This is a genomic window from Myxococcales bacterium (assembly GCA_016699535.1).
Lineage (GTDB): Bacteria > Myxococcota_A > Polyangia > Polyangiales.
In genome coordinates this window covers 894,030-916,145 of record CP064980.1, presented here as the reverse complement: position 1 = coordinate 916,145, position 22,116 = coordinate 894,030, and the positions used below count along the sequence as shown (strand labels likewise).

General features: G+C 49.0%; 19 protein-coding genes. 18 read left to right on the top strand and 1 reads right to left on the bottom strand.

All coding sequences use genetic code 11. The annotated features are described in order from the left end of the window. Window position 1 precedes the first annotated feature (1 nt). From IPJ88_04360 to IPJ88_04285, 16 genes are all read left to right on the top strand, one after another. Entirely contained in the window at window positions 2-1,024 is a 1,023-nt protein-coding gene (locus IPJ88_04360; protein ID QQR90970.1) for a pilus assembly protein, read from the top strand. Next, on the top strand, window positions 1,008-2,942 hold the full coding sequence (locus IPJ88_04355; protein QQR90969.1) for a hypothetical protein: 1,935 nt from the start codon (window positions 1,008-1,010) through the stop codon (window positions 2,940-2,942). Before IPJ88_04360 ends, IPJ88_04355 begins: the two co-directional genes overlap by 17 nt. Then, window positions 2,923-3,462: a pilus assembly protein gene (locus IPJ88_04350; GenBank protein QQR90968.1), complete on the top strand. Its 540-nt coding sequence runs from the start codon at window positions 2,923-2,925 to the stop codon at window positions 3,460-3,462. Before IPJ88_04355 ends, IPJ88_04350 begins: the two co-directional genes overlap by 20 nt. 199 nt (window positions 3,463-3,661) lie before the next feature. Beyond that, a complete protein-coding gene (locus IPJ88_04345; GenBank protein QQR90967.1) occupies window positions 3,662-4,510 on the top strand; it encodes a hypothetical protein in 849 nt (282 codons plus the stop codon). A 13-nt stretch (window positions 4,511-4,523) separates the two neighbouring features. Beyond that, window positions 4,524-5,291 carry a Flp pilus assembly protein CpaB gene (gene cpaB / locus IPJ88_04340; protein ID QQR90966.1) on the top strand — a complete coding sequence of 256 codons (768 nt, stop codon included), beginning with the start codon at window positions 4,524-4,526 and terminating at the stop codon, window positions 5,289-5,291. Then, a complete protein-coding gene (locus IPJ88_04335) occupies window positions 5,281-6,429 on the top strand; it encodes a pilus assembly protein N-terminal domain-containing protein (protein ID QQR90965.1) in 1,149 nt (382 codons plus the stop codon). The genes cpaB and IPJ88_04335 overlap by 11 nt, the downstream gene beginning before the upstream one ends. A 5-nt stretch (window positions 6,430-6,434) precedes the next feature. Further along, the gene (gene tadA / locus IPJ88_04330) at window positions 6,435-8,039 is read left to right on the top strand and encodes a Flp pilus assembly complex ATPase component TadA (GenBank protein ID QQR90964.1); all 1,605 of its coding nucleotides are present in this window, start codon (window positions 6,435-6,437) and stop codon (window positions 8,037-8,039) included. After that, complete coding sequence (locus IPJ88_04325) at window positions 8,036-8,902, top strand: type II secretion system F family protein (protein ID QQR90963.1); 867 nt, start codon at window positions 8,036-8,038, stop codon at window positions 8,900-8,902. Before tadA (IPJ88_04330) ends, IPJ88_04325 begins: the two co-directional genes overlap by 4 nt. A 48-nt stretch (window positions 8,903-8,950) precedes the next feature. Beyond that, complete coding sequence (locus tag IPJ88_04320) at window positions 8,951-9,853, top strand: type II secretion system F family protein (protein ID QQR90962.1); 903 nt, start codon at window positions 8,951-8,953, stop codon at window positions 9,851-9,853. After that, a complete protein-coding gene (locus tag IPJ88_04315; protein ID QQR90961.1) occupies window positions 9,850-10,689 on the top strand; it encodes a hypothetical protein in 840 nt (279 codons plus the stop codon). The genes IPJ88_04320 and IPJ88_04315 overlap by 4 nt, the downstream gene beginning before the upstream one ends. Before the next feature lie 14 nt (window positions 10,690-10,703). After that, window positions 10,704-10,901, top strand: a complete 198-nt coding sequence (locus tag IPJ88_04310) for a hypothetical protein (protein QQR90960.1) — start codon at window positions 10,704-10,706, stop codon at window positions 10,899-10,901. Window positions 10,902-10,934: 33 nt separating this feature from the next. Further along, window positions 10,935-11,321 carry a tetratricopeptide repeat protein gene (locus IPJ88_04305; GenBank protein ID QQR90959.1) on the top strand — a complete coding sequence of 129 codons (387 nt, stop codon included), beginning with the start codon at window positions 10,935-10,937 and terminating at the stop codon, window positions 11,319-11,321. Beyond that, a complete protein-coding gene (gene tadA, locus IPJ88_04300; protein QQR90958.1) occupies window positions 11,318-11,731 on the top strand; it encodes a Flp pilus assembly complex ATPase component TadA in 414 nt (137 codons plus the stop codon). Before IPJ88_04305 ends, tadA (IPJ88_04300) begins: the two co-directional genes overlap by 4 nt. Continuing rightward, window positions 11,644-12,408, top strand: coding sequence for a CpaF family protein (locus IPJ88_04295; protein QQR91965.1), 765 nt, complete (start codon window positions 11,644-11,646; stop codon window positions 12,406-12,408). Before tadA (IPJ88_04300) ends, IPJ88_04295 begins: the two co-directional genes overlap by 88 nt. Then, window positions 12,395-13,369: a hypothetical protein gene (locus tag IPJ88_04290; GenBank protein QQR90957.1), complete on the top strand. Its 975-nt coding sequence runs from the start codon at window positions 12,395-12,397 to the stop codon at window positions 13,367-13,369. Before IPJ88_04295 ends, IPJ88_04290 begins: the two co-directional genes overlap by 14 nt. After that, window positions 13,357-14,037 (top strand): hypothetical protein, encoded by a 681-nt coding sequence (locus tag IPJ88_04285; protein QQR90956.1) that lies wholly within the window; start codon window positions 13,357-13,359, stop codon window positions 14,035-14,037. Before IPJ88_04290 ends, IPJ88_04285 begins: the two co-directional genes overlap by 13 nt. A 9-nt stretch (window positions 14,038-14,046) precedes the next feature. Here the strand turns inward: IPJ88_04285 and IPJ88_04280 are convergent, their stop codons facing one another. Next, window positions 14,047-15,819 (bottom strand): hypothetical protein, encoded by a 1,773-nt coding sequence (locus tag IPJ88_04280; protein QQR90955.1) that lies wholly within the window; start codon window positions 15,817-15,819, stop codon window positions 14,047-14,049. Window positions 15,820-16,015: 196 nt separating this feature from the next. Between IPJ88_04280 and IPJ88_04275 the strand changes: the two genes are divergently transcribed. Together IPJ88_04275 and IPJ88_04270 are read left to right on the top strand one after the other, a co-directional pair. Next, the gene (locus IPJ88_04275; protein ID QQR90954.1) at window positions 16,016-17,326 is read left to right on the top strand and encodes a hypothetical protein; all 1,311 of its coding nucleotides are present in this window, start codon (window positions 16,016-16,018) and stop codon (window positions 17,324-17,326) included. 241 nt (window positions 17,327-17,567) lie between these two features. Continuing rightward, the gene (locus IPJ88_04270) at window positions 17,568-22,097 is read left to right on the top strand and encodes a hypothetical protein (GenBank protein ID QQR90953.1); all 4,530 of its coding nucleotides are present in this window, start codon (window positions 17,568-17,570) and stop codon (window positions 22,095-22,097) included. Window positions 22,098-22,116: the final 19 nt, after the last annotated feature.

Genomic DNA, 22,116 nt, shown 5'->3' with positions numbered 1-22,116 from the left:
CGTGCAAAAACTGATCAAAGCAGAACGCGGCGCGATCTATGTTGAGTTTCTTCTTGTCTTCATTCCCATCTTTTTAGTCTGGATGGCCATTATGCAACTTGCGCTCTTTTCTTCAGCAAGACTTACCGTGCAACACGCTGCGATTCGCGGCGTGCGCTCTGCGATTGTGGTAATCGATGATGACCCCCAACACTACAACAACGTGCCGCGCGGCTGCCTCACCGGCGGCAACGGAAACAGCGTCGATGGATTGCTTGGTCGAATCGCAGAAACCGCTCTAAACAACACGCCAGGGAAAATAAAGAAAGAAGCGGGACTCAATAAACAGTCCCTGGACCGTGTCTCGTCACGCTACAACAACGCAGGGCCCCGCATGCAGGCCATTCGCAATGCGGTCTACACGCCGCTGCTCACTCTGGCGCCCGATCCACGCTTTTTATGGGACGAAGATTCCATGCGCCTCGCCGTAGGCTTTATGCCCGAATCACGCATGCTTTCTGGGCTTATCTACAACAAGGGCGGCACAGCAGTCACCTTCCCTTCATCCGAGCAGGGCACCGACTCGCAGTACCAAATCGCAAAAGATGCCAACGTTACTGTGCGCGTCACTTATCTCTATCACTGCGCGGTACCGCTCGTCTCGTACCTGATGTGTAAGCCCATGGACACCATTCTTGGCGGGCTCGGCAAAAAGCTTAAAGAAAAATTTGAGAATGTAGAAGACCTTACCTTTGATCGCAATGACTTCCTTGACTACCAACACGAAGATACCAGCAGCGAAGAAGAAAGCGAAGCAGATAAAAAAGCAAAAATCATCCCTCGTGAACTCGCTCACTCTGAAGTTCCTGGGCTGCAAATCCTATTTGGCGCCAAGGGTCAACGCTTCAAAGTATTCCGCGAACAAGCCACACTCCCCAACCAAGCCTCCAACTACAAATACAAAAGCGAGCTCGAAAACAGCGAAGAGCCCGTGCCATGCGAGCCACCAAAAGATCGGGAGGACGACGATGCCGAGGCGAATTAAAGACGATCAACAAGGCGCCATCATGGTGCTTGGTGTGATCATGGCCGTGTTTTTGGTCGCCATGCTCTACTACTCCGTAGGCATCGGCGAAGCCATCATGTACCGCGAAAAAGTGCAAGACGCCGCCGACTCTGCCGCGCTTTCCGCCGCAATAATGCACGCCCGCGGCATGAACTTGCTAGTGATGTTCAACATGGTCATGGCCGCGCTCATGGCCATTTTAATTGCTTTGAAACTTATCTCTGCGGTAGCTGTGGTTGGTGCAGTCGTTCTTTACGGCATCTACATTGCATCATGGGGAACTTGCGTGTTTTGCATTCCAGGCGCCGCGGAAATGCAAAGTGTCAAAATGTGGGCAGATAACGTGTATGACAGCGTTGAGCCCGCTATCTTAAAAATGATTGAAGCCTTGCACTGCGGCGAAGTTGCCATCCGCATGACTATACCAGTGATATCCCAAACGAAAGTTGTGTTGGAGGTTTCCGATGCTTACAAACCAACCGCAAAATTTGGAGTCATCTGGCCGATTTATGAACAGCTTCCCGTGAAAGACGACGATTTCAATGAGCTCTGTACTCGCGCAGCCGGATACGTCGGAGACATCGCGGGAATTCCTTTTGGTCCGCTTAAGAAATTCGTCAAAGCCCCCATATCTGCGCTCGCCAAGACATTTCCGAGCTATTTTTGCGGTGCTTCAAATAGCGATGATGAAAAAGAAGAGAAAGCTCCGAGCTACGAGTACACACAGAAAACATCGATTCCCGAGATTCATTCCCCTGCCTTTCAAAAATGTTTTGGTTCACTTGATATGGCAAAGGGCGATAGTCCCGAAGAGATTTGTACACAAGCGGAAGAAGACCTCAACAGCAGTGAACCTGTTGGAAACGATGCGCATTGTGAAAACGAACTCTGTGAACAGCGTCTTAAAGATGCCCGAAGCGAGTGCAATCCAAACAGCAACAAGGATTTTGTCGGATTTAGTTACGTCGAACGCGACGTCATAGCTCACTTCAGAAAAGATCCCACCGGAAAAGTGTACGAAAACATTGAAGACCGAGAATATGGGTCCAGTGAAATGGTTGGGAAGATAGTGGCGCAGGACTCCAGCAACACCGAAGCAAGTGATGCTGACAACTTACCCGATAAAGTCAAGTGTCCTTCAAAATTTGCAAACCAAAGCTCCTATGTTTTCTCACCCAATTCTGAAGTCGAATGGAATGCAGATGATTTCAGTGAACCTGTATGTAAAATTGGTTTTGAGGTTCCGCAAGCTTTCGAGATTCCTACGGGTGGCGAAGTATCTGTTAGCTACCGTGAAATGCAACACATCGTCGGCTGTGTCGAGGAGCAAAAAAAGACCGTTGTAGCTGATGCAAAGCTCGGATCCATCGAAGAAAGTAACGACACGGTTAGCACTGAGGACGGTCGAAGCGTAAGTTGTTTCAATGACAGAAAGTATGCACGATCGCCACAGCGTATTATCGACAATGCTTTTATGGGCGAAGAAACATTTCAGCTACGATCGATTGTGGTTGGCAAAGACGCTTCGAAAGAAGCTGACCGTATTGTGCAGATGGCTCGATGGAATAAGAAAGACAACACATCGGCTATCGGTGGCATCAAGGACCTGATTCAAAAACTAAGCCGGATTAACTTTGCTCAAGCTGAATATTACTACGACGACAGTGAAAGCAATGGTGACGAGTGGCTTTGGCACATGCACTGGCGCGGCAGACTACGTCGTTTCAGAATGCCAGATGAATCATCAACAGAGCAAAGCGAAACAGCTCCGATGGCGAATGACTCGGCATCTTCGTGTGACTTTGCCGACAGTCAACAGAGTCTACCAGATGGCTCGGATTGCTCCGAAGCCAATAGTTCTGAACTAGGGAGTGTCGATGACCTTATATTGCACTAAAAAAAGACGTTCTCAGCTCGGTGCTGTCTATGCCGAAGCGCTTATTATGCTGCCCGTGTTGCTGATCCTTTGGGTAGGCGTGCTTTTTATGCACAGCCAATACTATCAAAACCAGCAAGCTCGGCTCGTAGCCAGGCAATGCGCATGGGAGTATTCGGAAAAAGGCTGCGAAGGCCCAAAACCCAGCATTTGCCCCGAAGATCCTGAAACACAAAATGGCTACGAAGATCTTCCAGACCCCCTGCAGTACATGGATAACAAATCCGATCAGTTGGAAAAGAGGGATCGAGAAAGCCAATTCGAGACCTACAAAAATCCTATCTCCGATGCACTTGAGGTAGACAAAGGCCTGTTTGGCAGTCCCGTCAAAGTAGTTGCTTCAAAGCACGTTGAGCGACCCTCGCTTTTCGGTGGTGGCAAAAAAGCCACTCAGGCCAAGCAGTACTTGATGTGCAACGAAGCCGAGAAAAACTTCCTAGAAAAAGCCATTAATATTGGCACGAGCATTCTTAGCCACTAGTGCGGTGATCCGAATGCCCCGCTCAGAGCGCTGGGGGCCCTTTCAACCTTTTCGTCGGCATCACGCAACTAGCCTTCTGTGAGTCCGATAAAAGGGCATGAGACTTGGTAAAATCAGCGAAAATATCTTGAAGCAGAGGCGATTCAGCTTCCGGGCAGCTTTGCTGCGAACAGCCAGCCGAACCCTAAAGGTAGTGGGTGTGATTTTTATCATACACGCCCTGGTTCTTGGCTTTTCGGTAGTTGCCGCCAAAGCTGACCTAAACGAGATGTTGCTGAACCTCGGCCCGGAAATGATTCGATACTCAGCTACCTCCAAACAAGACAACGCAAGGACTGTGCTGATCAATGGCCAATCCATCAAACTGTCGGTGGGCACGACCAACGATTCGGTCAATCAAGTTCTCGATCAATTCGAAGATCGATGCGCAAAGCACGATGGCCGTCTAAACGAGCGTCTAGATAAAACACCCTATTCAAAATTATTTGACTCTACTCTAAGGCACGATTCCGAGAAACGTGGCTACGTAGCGTGCTTTGATTTTGGGGAGGGAGAGCTTGATGTAAAAGAACTCTCCAAGCGATTGAACCGTTTTGCTGAATCGGGAAATATTTCCGAAGTCGGTGAGTTTCGATATTTCTACGTTGAGCGGGGCAAAGAAAAAACGCTGTTTGCAAACCTTTGGAGCGAAGGTTCACTCAATATATTTGAAATGTTTCCGAACCAGGGGGATGCGCCAGGCTTTGATTTGCCTGATGTGCCACGGCCTGGAGGCTCGAGACGTCTGATCAGTGCCAAAGAAGTGGGGCACCCGCAAACACTAGCTATCTATGGCGGAGCAAAGCAAAACGGACGAGAGCTGTTTCGCTTTTATCAAAAAGTGCTTGCCAAAAGCGGCTGGGATCTTAGCGAAGATCCGGATGCTTTGAAGCGCCAGAAAACTTCACCTCACACACTGGTTGCAGAAAAGGGCAGTCGAATGGTGGCGATCGTTACAGGCACGAACAGCGATGGGCGCGGTTTTGCGAACGTCATGAGTATGCATTGAAAGGAATGAGCAGATGAACAACAGAGCAATATGGTTCGCAGTACTTGGAGCGCTTTTAGGCACAGCTGCGCTGATGATCTACAAAAAGCGCTTTGAAGAAGAAACCTCGGGTGGCGAGCCGATTCCAGTTATCTTTGCAACCGAAGACATTCCCATGGGCACAGCAGTCACTGAAAGCATGCTTGCCACAAGGAAGCTCCCCGAGAATTACGTCGAAGATAGGCACATTAAAGTCGACCAAGCTTCTCGCATTATTGGCGTTCGCACCCGTGCCACACTCAAAGCCAATGAGTCGGTCTTGTGGAGCGATTTAGCCACAACCAGCGAATCGAGCCGAGACCTATCGGGCTTGGTTGCTCAAGGCATGCGCGCGATCACGATTCCGACAAACTCGGCATCAACCTTCGGCGGCCTTCTACGCCCCGGTGACCGTGTCGATGTGTTGTTTCACGACAGTGGTCTCAAAGACAGCACTGTACCTCTTTTGCAAAATATTTTGATATTGGCTGCTGGGAGCAACATGGGTCAGAGCGGCTCATCGTCTTCTAGAGCGTTCAATCAGGTGACCTTGGGCGTCAACCTTCAACAAGCTCAAGTTTTAGCTCACGCCAAAGTTAAAGGGGAGCTCACCCTTATTTTGCGTAACCCTGATGACATCAAGGTCCTGCGTAACCTTCCAGAAACGTCCAACGACGACCTGAACGATGCAAGTAAACGAGAAAATATTTCAGCACCCTCGCTTGGGGCTATTAAATCAAAGGAGATTGAACATGTTCGCTAGAAAGATATTAACCTCTCTACTCGTCAGTGCATTTTTGATGCCCATGCATGCTGCATCACAAGACGTACCCGACGTGCAAAGCAGCGCAAGTCGCGAACAACGCAATCTCAGCATGTCCGTTGGCGAGCAAAGCAGTATTCCGGCTCGCAACGTACGAAGCAACTCCGAAGGGGCTCCAGGTATTGTTGATGTAAGACTTCCCAAAGACGCATCGCAGTTTGTGCTAGTTGCTCTTCGCCCGGGAACCACAACGCTTTTGTTTATCATGATGGACGGAAGTCAAGTGACCTATAATATCTCCGTGAGTAAAGCCAGCAGCGCAACAGACAACGTACAAGCTATCGATAATATCCGCTTGGACTTTTACTTTGTGCAAGTCAGTGAATCGTACAACCACAACTTGGGCATCGGTTGGCCGGGATCGGTAGCTGCCAATTTCACTGCGAATGTCGGTATTGATTTAATCACTGGCAGCTTTCAAGGTGCAACGGCCACGATAGCGGATCAGATTCTTCCGCGCTTGGACATTGCGCAAACTGCCGGTTGGGCCAAAGTCATGCGTCAGGCTGCGGTAATCACTTCAAACGGCAATGAAGCGCATTTTGCAAGTGGTGGTGAGGTCAACATTCCTGTTCAAGGAGCATTGACGGCGGAGATTCGAAAAATCGCTTTTGGCAGTGATATCCGGGTGCTTCCACGTTATGACAAACGCAGCGGCCGAATTGAACTCCAAGTTCAAGCAGACGTATCCGAGCTTACAGACCCCGGAGCAGATGTCCCAGGACGAAGCACCTCCGCGCTTCAAACACTCGTAAACTTGGAACTTGGCCAATCGCTGATTCTTGCGGGCCTCAACGCTAAGAGCGAACGAAAAGCAAACACGGGTCTTCCGGGACTAAGCCAAATACCCTTGCTGGGCCTGCTCTTTGGATCGGAAGCAAAACAATCAGAAAACGTAGAGAACCTTGTTTTCATCGTACCTTCGGTGGTTGATGCGGTATCGCTTCAATCGCGCGATCGAATCGCTGAGGCGTTGGAAATCTATGATGATTTTTCAGGAAATACCGATGATGTCGAGCTCTTGGATCCCATCAAGAAAAACTCGCCTCGCTACTACACCACCACACCAAGGAGATAGTTGCTATGAACGAAGTGCTTCTCAGTCTTGTGGTGCACGTACCGGGTGAAACAGATCGAAGTTTCACGATGAAAGAGGGTGAGTCTATCACCATAGGTCGCGATCCTGATAGCTCAATTGTGCTCGACTTACCCTCTGTTTCTCGCACCCATGCGACTTTGCGTCTACGCGATGGTGCTCTGAGCATCACGGATTCATCGTCCAACGGGACTGTTGTATTTGGCAAGCTTTTCCTAAAGGAAGAAACCGTCATCTACGAAAGTTGCCCCATTGAGATCGGCAATGCAGCACTTATTCCGCAATGGCTAACTCAAAAAGGCGAAAAGGAACTAAGCACCGAGCCCACAAGCACTAACCACGTCAACTTGCGCAAAGAAATCCACCGTCGCCTTTTGGATTTTCTAGATCTTGTTAACTTGGATCGAAGCAAGTTTGACGACGAACACATGCGACCCAAAGTCAAAGACGCTCTGGGTCGCATTGTGGGCGAAATGAGAGAACGCCTTCCCGAGGACATGGACCGTGCGCAACTCATCAAAGAAATCACCGATGAAACGCTCGGCCTAGGTCCGCTTGAAGACTTGCTTGCCGATGATTCGGTGACTGAAATAATGGTGGTGGATCCTCAAACTATTTTTGTTGAACGCGCTGGACAGATCGAGAAAACAACTACTCATTTCACAGACGATGATTCTGTTCGGGCGGTCATCGAGCGAATTGTAACGCCTTTAGGTCGACGCATCGATGAATCCACACCCCTGGTAGACGCCCGTCTTAAGGATGGATCGCGCGTCAACGCTGTTATCAAGCCGCTAGCCATTCGCGGTGCATGCATCACAATCCGCAAATTCCCTAAATACGCTTTGGGTATGCATGATCTTGTAAAGTTTTCATCCATCACCGATCAAATGGCAAAGTTTCTCGAACGCACTGTAAAAGTGCGAAAGAATGTCGTGATCTCTGGTGGAACAGGCAGCGGAAAAACTACCCTGCTCAATGTGCTTTCAACAGCCATCCCCTCGCACGAGCGTATTGTAACCATCGAAGATGCAGCCGAGCTACGAATGCAGCAACCTCACGTTGTATCTCTTGAGACACGACCACCAAACATGGAAGGCAAAGGCGCGTTCAGCATTCGTGATTTGGTCAAAAACGCCCTACGTATGCGACCTGATCGCATCGTCGTGGGAGAATGCCGAGGCGGTGAAGCCTTGGACATGCTGCAAGCAATGAACACTGGACACGAAGGATCCATGACAACAACTCACGCAAACAGTCCTGTCGAAGCGCTATCACGGCTTGAGACACTCGCACTCATGTCGGGTCTTGATCTCCCTGCTCGTGCGATTCGCGATCAAATTGCAGCAAGTGTCGATGTCGTTCTTCAACAAACTCGATTTTCAGACGGATCACGCAGAGTAACTCACATCACCGAGATTGTAGGAATAGAAGACGACCGATTTGAGCTTCATGACATTTTTCGTTTTCATCGTACACACACTGATGGCAATGGCAAAGTGCATGGCGAATTTCGTGCCACCGGCTATCTGCCAACTTTTCTTGATCAGTTTATCAGTCATGGCCTTGTTAACGACGGAGACTATTTATGAGCACTTCTTTTGTCACAGATCTCACTGGTTATCTGGGCGTTGGCTTTTTTACTATTGCCTCAGCAATTAGTGTCTACTTCGTTTTGCTTGCACCTGACAGTATCTTTCAGAAAAACTGGAAACGCTACGTTCGTTATTTAGACCGCGAACTGCGTTTTCTCATGGAGGAGGAAAAAGGATCTCTAATTGCTATCTGGCAACTTGTTATAAGCTGCTTGTGGATCTTCGTATGTGTTGTTCTAAAGACCTATCCCTTTTTGATAGTAACAACGCTGATTGCCTTTGGTCCTAATCTTTGGTTTACCAGGCTCCGGAACAAACGTGTCATTAGACTCGAAGAGCAGCTTGACGGCTGGCTCCTGGCGCTCGCAAATTCCCTGAAAGCCAGTGCATCGCTAGGAGATGCCATCGCATCAACCCAAAGCATGCTGCATGCGCCGATGGCTCAGGAGGTTGATCTTCTCCTGAAAGAAAACAAACTTGGCACCCCTCTCGATATGGCGATTCACAGCATGGCCAACCGAATTGGTTCTAGGGCCATTTCTAGCGCCGTTGTAACGTTGCTTGTCGCCAGACAAAGCGGGGGTAATCTCCCTGAGACTTTGGAAGAAACCGCTTCAGCCCTACGTGAAATGGCACGTCTTGAGGGAGTAATCCGCACCAAAACGGCTTCGGGCAAATCACAAGCCTGGGTGCTTGGGGCCATCCCCGGGATACTGATTCTGGCCATCCACAAAATCGACCCGATGCTCCTTAGACCCCTAATTGACACCTTCATTGGCAATGTTGTCGCTACAATTGCCGTCATTTTGTGGGCTTCCTCAGTCATCGTAGCTCGAAAAATTCTGAGCGTCGATATCTAAAAAGACTGCAATAACGCAACCGAGCCAGCCCTTGACCGATGAAAGGGTATGAACATTGATTGGCTCATATCGCACGCTGGAATCGTCCTCATCGGCATCGCCCTTGGGATCCTATTCTTTGCCGTTCTGAGACAACCGCTTAGCCCCAGACCCACACGAGGCCTGAGCGGCTTAAAGCGTCAGCGCGCCTTAGAACAAAGCGCCTTGTTCTCCTTGGTTGAGCCAGCCATGCGCTACCTCGCAAGCTGGGTTAGCCGTTTTAGCATCCAAAGCCATCGAGATTCACTACAAAAGCAAATCAAAATAAGTGGTGAGTATCTTGGTCTAAGCGCAGATGAATACATCGCGCTCATGATTTTTGCAGGGACGGTTTTCGGCTCCGCAGGCGCTTTCCTTACACTGCTCGGCTACTTTCCGCCCTACGTCGTATTGATTGGCATAGCGATTGGCGCATGGCTGCCAAGCTCCATGCTCGCCGAATCAACTAAAAAACGTTTCAAAGCAATTGGTCGTGGCTTACCTCCAGCCATTGATCTGGCGGCTTTGTGCATGAGCGCCGGCATGGATTTTGTGGGCGCACTTCGCCAAATCGTTCGACACACGCCAGTCGAAGAAGATGCAATCCACGAAGAGCTCGATCGCATCTTACAAGAACTCGAACTCGGTCATACACGCAAACAAGCACTCGAAGCCTTCGCCGAGCGCGTTCCAACTGAGGCGGTTAAAGATTTTGTAAGCGCCGTCCGGCAAGCCGAAGAAAAAGGCAACCCACTTGCTGAAGTCCTGCAAATCCAAGCCACCATGCTGCGCATGCGCAGATCGGTATTAGCCGAAGAAGCTGCTGCTCGCGCAGAAGTCATGATGATGATCCCACTCATGATGCTCTTTGCATCCATCATGATCATTCTGCTCGGACCTCTAGTTATCAACACCATGCAATCTGGCCTATGAACACCCTAGAACAAATCGATATCACTCTACCCGACGGCACCGTCGAACGTTACCGACTTAGTCAGAAAAAAATGATTCTCGGTCGCGGTCCCGGTGCACAACTTATCGTCGCAGCAAGCGAGCTCGCTGCTCAGCATCTGCTGTTGGTTCCAAAAGCAAACGGCTGTTGGTTATCCGTATCGGAAGATGCGCCCACCCCAGTGATTGTAAACGGCCAGACCTTTGATACAGGCCTACTTCGCTGGGGAACAATAATCAGCATTGGACGAATCAAAATAACGCTAGGTCAAACTAAAAAATCAAAAACCAGTTCAGTTCATCCGCTAATTTTCGTAGCGGCAGCTCTATTGCTTCTGTTTTTTGCTGGAGCGCAGTTCCTTCGTTCGGGAGCGATTTCCAGCGGACCTCACACACCGAACGCACCACCCCTTTTTAAGACTATTACTACCTGTCAGTTGCGCGGAGAAAAAACTCTAGCGCGCATAAGCGAGCTCAGCGCAGAAGCCGATTCCAAGGCGTTACGTTACAGCTTCGATCCAAGTGACGGCGTCGAGGCCGTCAGCCTCTATCAAAATGCAGAGAACTGCTTAGAAGAGATTCGCATCAACGAAGCAGCTAATCTCGTGCGCCATAAACGACAGTCGTTTGAAAAACGGCTCATCGAAGACTACGCATCAAGCCGCGCACGTTTAGAGCATCATCTAAAAGAAAACGAAGCTCTCGAAGCACTTCGTGAAGTGTCCCGTCTCAAGCAGATGCTTGCGCAACAAACAAACGACTATACCGATTGGCTTGATCGACTAGAGCGATCACTGCGTCTACGGGCCGTGAACTAGTGAGGAGAAGGAAAATGAACAAGACAATAATAATTTTTATGATCGTACTGGGTACTCATGGCTTAACAGCATGCGCAACGACGCAAAGCACAGTCAGTCCACAGCGCGCAGAATCAACCAGTTCTGAGTACGACAACACTACCGAGTTAGTAAAAAAAGGCGATGTATTTGCATCGCGAGCGATGTATTTGCGTGCCGAGCAGTACTATTGAGCTGCCTTAAAACAAGGATACTCCAAGGCCAAGTTGATTCCACGGCTTGTAAAAGTTTGCATTGCTGGCTCGCACTACAACGCAGCGTTGCAACATGCGACCCCCTATCTAAACGCTCATCCTAAAGAATGGAAGCTTAGACAACTCGTTGCTCTAATTCTCATTGCGACTGGAGAGCATGAAAAAGCAAAACAAGAACTCGACCATGTGCTTCGAGATGCTCCAAATGCCGCATTCTGTCATTTTATTTTGGCATCGCTTCTACGAGACCACTTTCAGTCCGATAGCGAAGCCATCTCTCATTTTACAGCTTATCTCGAGCTTGAACCCAGTGGCAACCACGCGGAGGAAGCGCAAAACTCCATTACCCTTCTCACGCTCGCACTGCAAAACGACACAAGCGCGGAGGACAGAGGATGATTCCCCGAGAAGTATTTGAACAAACGCTATTGAGTTTTCTTGAGCCGATTAAAAGCTATCTTGACGACCCAAACATTACCGAAATCATGATCAATGGGCCTGAGCAGATTTTTTATGAAAAGAAAGGAAAGATTCATACAAGTGAAGTGACCTTCTCTACGCGAGAAGCATTGGAATCGGCGCTACGCAACCTCGGGCAGTTTGTTGGACGACAGGTTGATGCACATCACCCGATACTTGAAGCCAGATTACCGGATGGATCCAGAGTTGAAGCCATTCTCCCACCCGCAGCGCCCGACGGCCCACACGTTGCTATTCGCCGATTTTCAAAAGAAAAACTAGACATCGACAAACTGATTTCCTTTGGCGCTTTAGGGAACGACTCAGCAGATTTTTTAAAACCATTGTAGAACTAAAACAAAACATTATTGTTGCTGGCGGTACCGGCTCCGGCAAGACCTCGCTACTCAACGCGTTGTCTTCTTTCATACCCATCGACGATCGTGTTGTTGTCATTGAAGACTCTCGAGAACTTCAACTTCAGCGAACGCATGTCGTCCAGCTCGAGGCGGTTGCGCCCGATCCCAAAGGTCGCGGTAAAGTTAGCATACGGGATCTTTTTAAAGCAACGCTTCGGATGAGACCGGATCGTATCGTTGTTGGCGAAATTCGTAGTGGAGAGGCTCTTGAACTCATTCAAGCCATGACCTCAGGTCACGGTGGATGTTTATCGACAGTGCATGCCACCTATCCTAAAGACACTTTGAACCGACTGGAAACGATGGCCTTGATGAGCGACGTGGAGCTTCCTCTATCAGCACTACAAGCTCAGATTGCCTCAGCTATTAACTTCATTGTACAGACTTCTCGTTTCTCAGATGGATCCCGCGGCATCACCCACATCACCGAAGTAAGCGGTTTTAATCGAGAAAGGGGCTACGTGCTCACGGACATGTTTCGTCGCTCATTCAATAAAGATGACAACAGCGAATCGGGTCTAGTCCCGACAGGATCACTTCCTGAATGTCTAGAAGAGATTCAAGCGCACGGCTTAGAACTGCCCGGGAGCATGTATGTCAAAGCATAAGAACGACGAGGACGATATGCAGGATCCAAATCAGAAGAGCTCGAAACAATCACAAGATGCTTTGCCAACCGCAATCGATCCACACCTTGCCGAGCGCCTTCTTCAAGCCTTTCCCAGTTATGCAGCAACACAGGAACCAAAAACAACCTTTGATCCGGATCTACCTAAGCGTTTGAAAGAGCTTCATAGCGAAAAAAACAAATCCGAAGACAAAGGAAAAGAAAAAGGCACCCCAGATCTGCTTGATCAGCTTGCTCCCCTACGAACACCATCTTCACGGCCTAAGGCAAAGTCTGGGCACAAACAACCAGCACAAAAAGTGCTGACTTCCACCGTCATAGGAGAAGCAAATAAAGTTGTGCCTCGAGACATAGAAAAGCGAGACCTCCAAAAAGCGCGATTCGCAATGCCACCTGAGGCAGACGGCACACACACCCGTTTTCAAAAAGCACTTAGTCTAGGAAAAAAGCAAATCCAAACACTGCCAAACTCGCTTCGCGTTCTTGTGGCTGCTTTGCTTTTCGCAGCAGCCGTTGCTCTCGGCTGGCTAGCGCATCCAGCGGAAAATCACGGCAACACCGAAGAAGTTACTCTCAGCAAAAAGCAACGTATTACTATACCTGACACCCCGACACCTACAAAACCATCGCCTCATGATCAGGAAACAATTCCTGAGAAAAAGACGGTTCGCATTCAAGAGCAGCCTAAAGACGAAATCTCCGAGCAAGATCTTGAAAAGCAACGTGCCGCTCTTGAAGAAAAAATCTTGTCAACGGAGAAGTTCGCTGTCGAGGCCCTCATATCTGGACAAACAACAGATGCGCTCGCGCAATACCAAAGGCTAAACAAACTGTTAAATCACGATAAAAACATTAGCACCTTTGTCGAGATTCTTGAACGTGAAAACAATCGCTCATGCTCGAAGGGGTTCGGCCAAGGAGGAAAGCCATGCACCGACTAGTATCTATTTTGTTATTTACCTTTCTTGTCATATCCACAAATAGCTGTAAGAAATCCCAGGACATCCAATCGTTTCCAATTGAAGTATTCGTTGAGACCCCTGATCAAGTGAAGCTCGAGTCTGTTTCGCTTCTTGTAAATGACAAGCTCATTGGAACGACAAATGCGCGAGGTCAGATTGCTTTTGAATTACACGGAAAAGTGGGGGATACAAACACTCTTGCTATCGTATGTCCGAAAGGATTTCGATCCGAAAACGATACAGCTCGTTTTCGACTGCGAGAGTTTTCGCCGATTGGAGACAAGCAGGAGATTCGTTCTCTTCGCCACTCTTTTGTCTGTGCCCCGGAAAAAGTGAAAGTAGCCGTGCTGGTCAGTGCCTCTGGAAAGGAAAACCTTCCGATACTGATTGAGGGAAGAACAATTGCACGAACCAATAAAAATGGTGTCGCCCATCTGGTAGTTGAAAGCAAACCCGATGAGAGACTCACGCTACTCATCGACACGCAGAGCGATTCGCTATTACAGCCTCAAAATCCGACAAAAACACTGGAAGTTAGCGCAACAGATGCCATCTATACTTTTGAGCAGAGCTTTGAACGAAAGGTACGCAAGCGCCGCAAAATCAAACACTCTCGTCCCAAGCTCATTCCCATGCCTATTCGCTAGAAACGATTTTTAATCCCACTGCACGGTCCAGGTATTAAAGCTCTCTGAGCGCACGTCATTTTCAAGATCATAGACCTTGGCCAGCGCAGTCAGCGGATCGTGACCACTGCCATTCCAGCTCCAATCCGAATCGCTTAGGCCAGAGGCCGGCGGCGCTGCATGGTTGCCAGAAGGAGTCCCCGAATTGCCTTGAATAGCCAATATCGGCGCGGGGGTGTTGTAAGTAGCCCGTGCGGCATAAATCTGGGAAATCACGTCATCCAAAGCGCTCTGATCAAGATTATTGTCTCTAAGATTGATGATTTGAATGTTAACGAGACCCCCTAAACTGTTACTACTCGCCCCCGTAATTTGGTTATTATTCAAAATCAAGCTGTGAAGCGTACTTAGGCTATTGAGCTGAGACGGTATCGTTCCTGAAAAGCTATTGCTGTTTAGAATAAGCTGCTCGATGCTGCTCAGTCCTGAAAACGAAGACGGTATACTTCCACTGAGTTGATTGTTACTTAGGTTTAATATCTTTAAACTTGCTAACGATCCCAATTCAGTAGGAATGCTGGAACTTAGACTGTTGTTGTGCAAATAGAGATGCGTAAGATTCGATAAACTGCCAAGCGTACTTGGAATGGCATTTTCAAAAAGATTTGAATACAAATACAAACGCGTCAAATGACTAAGCGATCCCAATGTGCTTGGAATGCTGCCGCTGAAGTTGTTTTGGTAAAGACGCAGTTCCTGAAGATTGCCAAGTGAACCAAGACCAGAAGGCAGACTACCGGATAAGAAGTTTCCGCCGAGATCCAAAATCTCAAGGGCCGCAAGTGATGTAATCGAGCTAGGAAGCGTGCCGTTTAGTTGATTGCCCTGGAACCGCAAAAGTTTTAATTTACTAAGGTTGCCTAAATCGGTGGGCAAAGCACCACTTAATATATTGTTGCTAAGATCCAGAGTTTCAAGCTCGATTAATGTGACGAAACTGGCCGGAATACCACCCGTTAACATATCGCTTGGAGCCACCAGGCCTGTAAGGTAATTGCGGAGGCTAAATGGTTTGATTGCAACAGAAATATCTCCACTGCCGTCTATGTTTTGACTAATGCTCGATCCGCTAAGCATCAGGCCAGATGAAAATTCCCATTCGACAGCGGGCGCTTGTGCCTTTAGTGTAAGAACAGGATCAAACAAGGTCGGGGCTATAAAACGGAGTTCAAAGGCTTTCTCACACAATACACAATCCGGCCCACCGCAATCAACGTCCTCCTCTTCCCCGTTCAAAATACCGTCATCACAACTTGATGCAGCACATACCTGATCAGCACCGCAATGACTGCTTTGGCAATCATCGTTGCTCGTGCAATTTCTGCCACTGACACAACTGGCGCCACAAATCCCACCGCAGTCGATATCAGTCTCGCCTTCGCTCAACTGCCCGTCTGCACACAGAGCAGGCACACATACTAAGAAGCTACAGGTATCGGTTGTGCAGTCTGCTGCCTGAGTGCAACTCTTCCCTTCCACACAAGCATCGCAAAACGCTCCGCCACAATCGACATCGGTTTCGAAAACATTTTTCCGCCCATCGGCGCAGTACGTTGTTTTATCTTGGCTATCGGGGATGCCATCTCCGTCTGAATCATCGTCAAGATAGTTAGGAATGCCATCGCCGTCTAAATCTCCGCTACCTTCGTCTTCATCTGAAATGCCATCACCATCGCTATCGAGAACGGTGGGCGTAGATGAGCCCGTCGAATCGCTGCCACAAGCCAACAAAGCACTTAACACGAAGCATCTAAAAAACAGGCACACGTATGGACGCATGATCACAAGGCATAGAATAGGTGAAAAACTAAGCGTTGCAAACTACCATGCTAGAACTTATGTAGGGAAACACCTTACGCATCACTAAACGATGCCAATGTACCGATGCTTTGCTTTGACCTTCAAGCCGAGGCATGATGAGACAATAGGAGCGCTTAGCATGCAACGGCTTGGTCATTCTCTTTTGTTTCGCATCTTAGTCACCGTAGGATGTTTTTTGCTGACTTCCTGTAGCTCAGACAAAAGACGTTCTTCAAGCTTTGATGCTTCTACCGACGGACGAACCGACGGCGACCTATCGGATTCGGACATCAATAGTTATCCAGACGGAGGGGTTCGGCCAAATCTGGCGCTCGTCCCCTGCCAATGGCATGAGCCCATGCAGATCGTTGAAAACAGTATTTCTGCTGGGACGGTTTCACTAAAAACACGCGACAGCAGCCTGTCGGTTACCTACACAAGCAAAAGACAAAACGTTCCAGTAGTTCTCCAAAAAGACTTCGATGCCGAGGGAGTGCTTGGAAGCGAGTCCGAAATCCAACGAGGTTTCTCTTCGCTTGATCAGCCACAGTCCGTTACCGGGCTCAATGACACTCAACTGTTTGCCTTTATAGGGACATATTTTTCCTCTAAGCGAGTTTACACTCGGTATTTCAACGGTAGTTCCTGGAGCACTTCTGAAGTCCTCGGAAGTGACACTGGACCAGCACTCTCTATAGAAGCAGTATCCCTGAAAAACGGCAGTTTTTCACTCGCATGGTCTTCTCAAGTGACAAGTCCGCAAGTCCAAAAAAAGAAGCTTTTCTTCGCCACCGTGAGCTCGGATGGAAGTCCAAAACACGGACCAACGGAAGTAGTGCTCGATGGCGATCTACTCGCATATACACTCGCAAAAGGCGAGCATAGCGCATTGGTGGTCTCCACGGTCAAGGCGGATACAAGTCACGTCATTAATATTCGCACGATTAGTGGTTCTTCTGGAGCTCTATCGAGCACCACCACAGAAGTACCTCGCGAAAGTTCTGACCCTCTTACGGGAGAGCTCGCTGCAGTACGCACATCAAACACAAGCACAATGGTAGGGTGGACTGAATTGGCAAACGGCTCATCGCCACGCGCACGACTGCGTAACATTCATGATGAAGCAGATCCTGCAGATCAAGACATCCTCAGACAACTTTATACCTCGGCATCAAGCACCAACCATGTTGCAATGGTCCCGCTTTTATCGTTTGTCGTCGTTGCTTTTGAAGGCGTCCAAAACGGGGTCAAAACGCTCAATCTGCAAACCTTCTATCCCTTCGGAAATCAGCTTACAGACAGAACAGCTCTTGAAATAGAAGCAACGACTGAGATTGATGATCTAAGCATTCAAACAAGCCAAGATCTGACACAGCTCGCGCTTGCCTTCACCGATGCCTCTGCACAAGCCACTAAAATAAATGCGATCGCAGCTTGGTGTGTGGAATAAGCGTACCTGTTAGCTTTTTCGACAACACACGCAAAGTTTGCGTATTCAAACAATAATTTGCGATGTTTACTTTGCATCTGGTGTCAAAATAAAAGCATAATTTCATAGACAACCACGAATTGGCCGGATGGAACGAGTATTGCTTTAATTGCAGTTCGGAAGTGCTCTAGGCGCTCTGGAGGGTACGTCGATTCTTACACGCAACGCAAACTCGCAACACAAACTTGCTCCCATCTTTTTAATGTTGGGTTTTCTTTTATCCTGCGGACAGCAATCCGCACCAGTTGATTCCACCGACGATACAAAGACGCCGACCGATCCAAACAGTTGTGTCGATATCGATGGAGATAAATACGGACGTGGTTGCGACAAGGGCGGAGACTGTGACGATCATGATCCGAGTCGCGCCACCGAATGTGGTGCACCTTACGCAGGCGGACCATGCACCGACGGCGATACCGAACCTTGCTACGCACTAAGCAAAATCGAAGATACGACTCTGCAATGTGAAAGCGGCACTCGGACATGTGTTGATGGAAGCTGGGGCATCTGCAACATGGACAAGCACTACACCTTGCCTCGCCCTGGTGCATTTTCAGGCGCCATTACAGGACCCGTATCTTGCAACCCATGCAATCCCACTTGCAATATCTCAACAGACTATCCTGTGGGAACCGATCTCAACGCATCCAATTCCTCAGATGTCACGTACGATTCGGGAAGTGGCGGTATTATTCTAGATGGCAGTGGCGGTGGCGGCGGTGGTGGCTTAACTGACACAGACGGCGACGGCGTTCCAGATGCTTACGAGCCAGGCGCCTGTGTATCCGATCCAGGATGCGACGGTTTTACTGAAAACGGTGATATCTTTCACGTGCTTGCCGTAGGTGATCCGGCAGTCTACGACCCCTTGGATATCTCCACCCAAGTACGCTACGCCGATGTTTACTTCTTGATGGATACGACTGCATCCATGCAAGATGAGATCGACAACCTAAAAGCATCTCTTACCACTGGTACCTATGTCACAAACCCGACTCTTTGCGGATTGAATGGCGGAACGCTTTCTGATTGGTCCGGGGATTATTACGAAAATGATACCTTCAGCGGTTCGCCATCATTGTCTAGAACAGATTCATACATCGATTTTAACTGGGATTGGCCTAACCCCGGACTATTTTATCTTGACGGCACGGATTTCGATGAAAGCCTAATGTCTGCGCGCTGGTCCGCGACACTCGATATTTCGAGTACTGCTAGCTATGTTTTTAATTATACGATCCCGGATGATGTTGGCAATTGGGATACAGACACGGCACGCCTTGTCATTGACGGTGTTGAAGTGGTTCCATCAACTGTCACTTCAGGAACCTACACGCATGCCTTCACCGTAGGTTCGCATACGATTGTATTTGAATACACCGAGGGGGGTGGCGACTGGACGGACACCTTTGTGCGATTGGATCTTTATCCCGACAGTGTTCCAGCCGCATATGAAGGTTTGATGGGCGCGATCTCTTGTGACATCGCAGACGCAGCCTTTGGTGTGGGCTATTTCGATGACTATCCTCTTGCTCCACACGGCGATGGAAGCGGCTCGTGCGATGACGGAGCAACGGGTACAACACACGACGTTCCGTACTTCAACCTTCAAAACATCATCTATAATGATCGTCCCGCTGTGCAAAGCGCAGTGGACAAGCTTGTTGCTAAATGCGGCGATGACTACCCCGAATCACAAAGTCCAGCGCTCTGGAGCGTCGCCTCAGGCCTTGGCCTTCCATATACAGAATCGTATTCAACCACAGCCGATGAGTACCTCTATCAAGTAGACCTTAGTCAAACGCCCACTACACTTTCCGTACCTTCTGGAAGTTCGAGTTTTGCTTTACCAGCACCTCCCGCAGCTCCCTCCAATGTTGACATTCGTAGCTCAGGCAACAATACGATTGCTACAGCTTATTCACTCGGGGATGTTTCATCGACGCGTCATCTGCTCACTGGCAAAAACAGTTCTGGCTTCTCCAATGACTATACTGACAGCTGTGGGGGCTCAAATAAAGATGCTGTGGTTTCCTTTAGCGTATCAACAACAACGCCCTTGGTCATATCAACCTCCGGAACTACAGCTTTTGATACCACCCTAAGCATTCGAGATGGTGCCACCACTGAAATCGCTTGCAACGACGACATCGACGGGAGTGATCTTGACTCAAAGATCGAATTTACAGCGATACCAGGGCATACCTACTACGCCATTGTTGACGGCTACGGCACCGGTAACTTCAAGCTCAACGTCGCTCCACTTGCTGAGGGAGAGCAGCAACTCAGGCCTTACAACATCGGCAACTTCGACCCCAGTTCCGATAGAATAACTGTTACCGGCACAACCACCAATTTCACAAGCGAATACGGTCACTGGACCACCGCTGGCTATTGTGACGCCGATATCAACTCCCAAGACGTAGTCATCCAGTTCTATCTAACAAGCGATGCCTCTGTGATATTTGATGCCACGGCCTCAGCATTTCCTCCCACAATCAATATCATGGATGCTGGATGGAACGACGTGGACTGCGATGATGCATCCTATCTAAATGTAGGGTTAACAGCAGGAACTTACTATGTCGTTATCGACGGAAACTTAAACGCTTCCCAGAAAAGGGGCAACTTCTCACTTGAAATCTCTTCGGGTATTGCCGGAGCAGGAGCGCCTTACGATCTGGGTGATATTACGAACGCGGCGAGCTCTGTTACCGGCGAATTGCAAGATCTCAGCTACAACGCCAACATATGGTGCGCTTCAGGCAATTCGGGCAAAGACGCTGTTTTTACCTTTACGGTAACCGAAGAAAAATCCTACACATGGTCGACCTATGGTACAGACTACGACGCCACAGTAATGATTTATGATAGTGGATTCAACGAGATTTGGTCTTGGACTTCAGCCTATGCTGGAAGTCAAGGTGGCGAAGTTGGAGTCGATACTATCACTCCGGGAACCTATTACGTCGTCCTGGATTCCTGTGTAAACCATCAGACAGACCCCGGAACATTCCAGTTCACTATCGGCCCCTCACTGGGCGACAACGAAAGCAATGCCTACGACTTGGGCGATATCGGTGGCACATGGACAACTTACCAAACAGCTTCATACAACTGGTATTACAGCGATGATTACACCGGCTTAGATTGTTACGGAAATACTGGCACCGGAAACGACACAGTCTTTAAGTTCACATTGAGTGAACGATCAGAAGTGCTCATTACCACAAACAAAAGCCATATGTACACCATGCTAAGGCTGTATCAAGACAGCGTCGATGAAGGTAATCTACAAACATGTGCAGCGGCTTATTCAAGCTCACCGAACTCAACGATTCACCGGGAACTCGATCCAGGAACTTACTATGTGCTGGTAGAAGGTGTTATCAACTCTGCAAGTGTATTTAACCTCGGCATCGGCTCATGGCCCTCAGGTTATGGCTACTATACGCCGCCCCAGACCGGTTGTGCAGCAGGTGAATTTGGATACCCTTGTTTTAGAGAAGGTGCCATACCCATCGTTGTCATGTTCTCGGACGCAAAATCCCATAACGGTCCAGCACTTGCCGAAGAATACGATGTGCCTGCGCCTGGTTATTCCGATACGGTGTCACAACTAAACGCCATTGGGGCCAAAGTGATCAGTATCAACTCTGGAGATCCGCCGCGCTATAGTTGCGATCAACCTTGTTTGGCAAGCCATAGCGAATATCGTTGCGACATCCCTGCGTGCACTAGTTCCCATCAAGAATGCGGCAGTGGCTCGTACTGCGACCAAGGTGGTTGTAGCTCGTATTACGCATGCTGGTCTGTATGTGATAGCTATGGCACTACTTGCGGAAACACGGATGTGTGCGACAGTTACGGTCCTGTCGAATGCGCCCAAGATTACTCAGAAAGCGAATCAGTCATGCGACAGCTTGCTTACGATACCGGTTCAGTTAATGCAGACGGCGATCCACTTGTCTACCATATCAGCGAAGACGGCTCCGGTCTGAGCAGCATCGTGGTCAGAGCTATTAGCGAGCTTGCCAACTATTCACGCATGAATATCACCTTGCGTGTAAATGACAATCTCGCCACTGCCGCTGTAGATGAAACGGAATTCGTTACCTCTATCGCCACCGTACCTACAGCCGAGTCGGCCGCTCGTTGCGGCGTAACGCACGCCACATGGTACGGCGGGCCTAATCCTACTGATGGATGCTTGCCTGGAACGAACGTGCAGTTCTCGGTTGGCTTTGAAAACACAACCATCACCGCACCGGGCACTTATACCTTTACAATTGACCTCTTAGGAGATGGGAGTTACGTGCTAGACACAGTAAATGTAACGATCGTTGTCCCTGGCGCATCCACCGGAACCTACCCAGCTACAGGCACGTATTGGCGTAACTACGATAGCTCTGGTCAGTGCCACAACACGGAACGTCCAGACTGGGGAGATTTATCGTGGACAGTATCGACTCCATCCAATAGTGCTGTGCGCTGGGAAATTTCAACTTCGGAAACGGTAGCGGGGCTTGATACAGCAACACCGCTAGTCTTTACAACACCGCCCGAAACAGGACCCGTGGATATCGGCGCAGCTTTAGAAGCGGATGGGCAGTTTGATCACCTGCCGTACCTACAGGTCAAAGCAGTCCTAAAGGCCTCCAGTGATCAAACGGTCACACCCACCCTTACAGGCTTTGAGCTAAACTACGACTGTCTTTCCAAGGAATAATTCCACGGAGAAACGCCCA

Bases quoted from the DNA above. Each gene is read 5' to 3' on its own strand.
- IPJ88_04355 (QQR90969.1), top strand. From the start codon at position 1,008: ATGCCGAGGCGAATTAAAGACGATCAACAAGGCGCCATCATGGTGCTT.
- IPJ88_04350 (QQR90968.1), top strand. From the start codon at position 2,923: ATGACCTTATATTGCACTAAAAAAAGACGTTCTCAGCTCGGTGCTGTC.
- cpaB (QQR90966.1), top strand. From the start codon at position 4,524: ATGAACAACAGAGCAATATGGTTCGCAGTACTTGGAGCGCTTTTAGGC.
- IPJ88_04335 (QQR90965.1), top strand. From the start codon at position 5,281: ATGTTCGCTAGAAAGATATTAACCTCTCTACTCGTCAGTGCATTTTTG.
- tadA (QQR90964.1), top strand. From the start codon at position 6,435: ATGAACGAAGTGCTTCTCAGTCTTGTGGTGCACGTACCGGGTGAAACA.
- IPJ88_04325 (QQR90963.1), top strand. From the start codon at position 8,036: ATGAGCACTTCTTTTGTCACAGATCTCACTGGTTATCTGGGCGTTGGC.
- IPJ88_04320 (QQR90962.1), top strand. From the start codon at position 8,951: ATGAACATTGATTGGCTCATATCGCACGCTGGAATCGTCCTCATCGGC.
- IPJ88_04315 (QQR90961.1), top strand. From the start codon at position 9,850: ATGAACACCCTAGAACAAATCGATATCACTCTACCCGACGGCACCGTC.
- IPJ88_04310 (QQR90960.1), top strand. From the start codon at position 10,704: ATGAACAAGACAATAATAATTTTTATGATCGTACTGGGTACTCATGGC.
- tadA (QQR90958.1), top strand. From the start codon at position 11,318: ATGATTCCCCGAGAAGTATTTGAACAAACGCTATTGAGTTTTCTTGAG.
- IPJ88_04290 (QQR90957.1), top strand. From the start codon at position 12,395: ATGTCAAAGCATAAGAACGACGAGGACGATATGCAGGATCCAAATCAG.
- IPJ88_04285 (QQR90956.1), top strand. From the start codon at position 13,357: ATGCACCGACTAGTATCTATTTTGTTATTTACCTTTCTTGTCATATCC.
- IPJ88_04275 (QQR90954.1), top strand. From the start codon at position 16,016: ATGCAACGGCTTGGTCATTCTCTTTTGTTTCGCATCTTAGTCACCGTA.
- IPJ88_04270 (QQR90953.1), top strand. From the start codon at position 17,568: ATGTTGGGTTTTCTTTTATCCTGCGGACAGCAATCCGCACCAGTTGAT.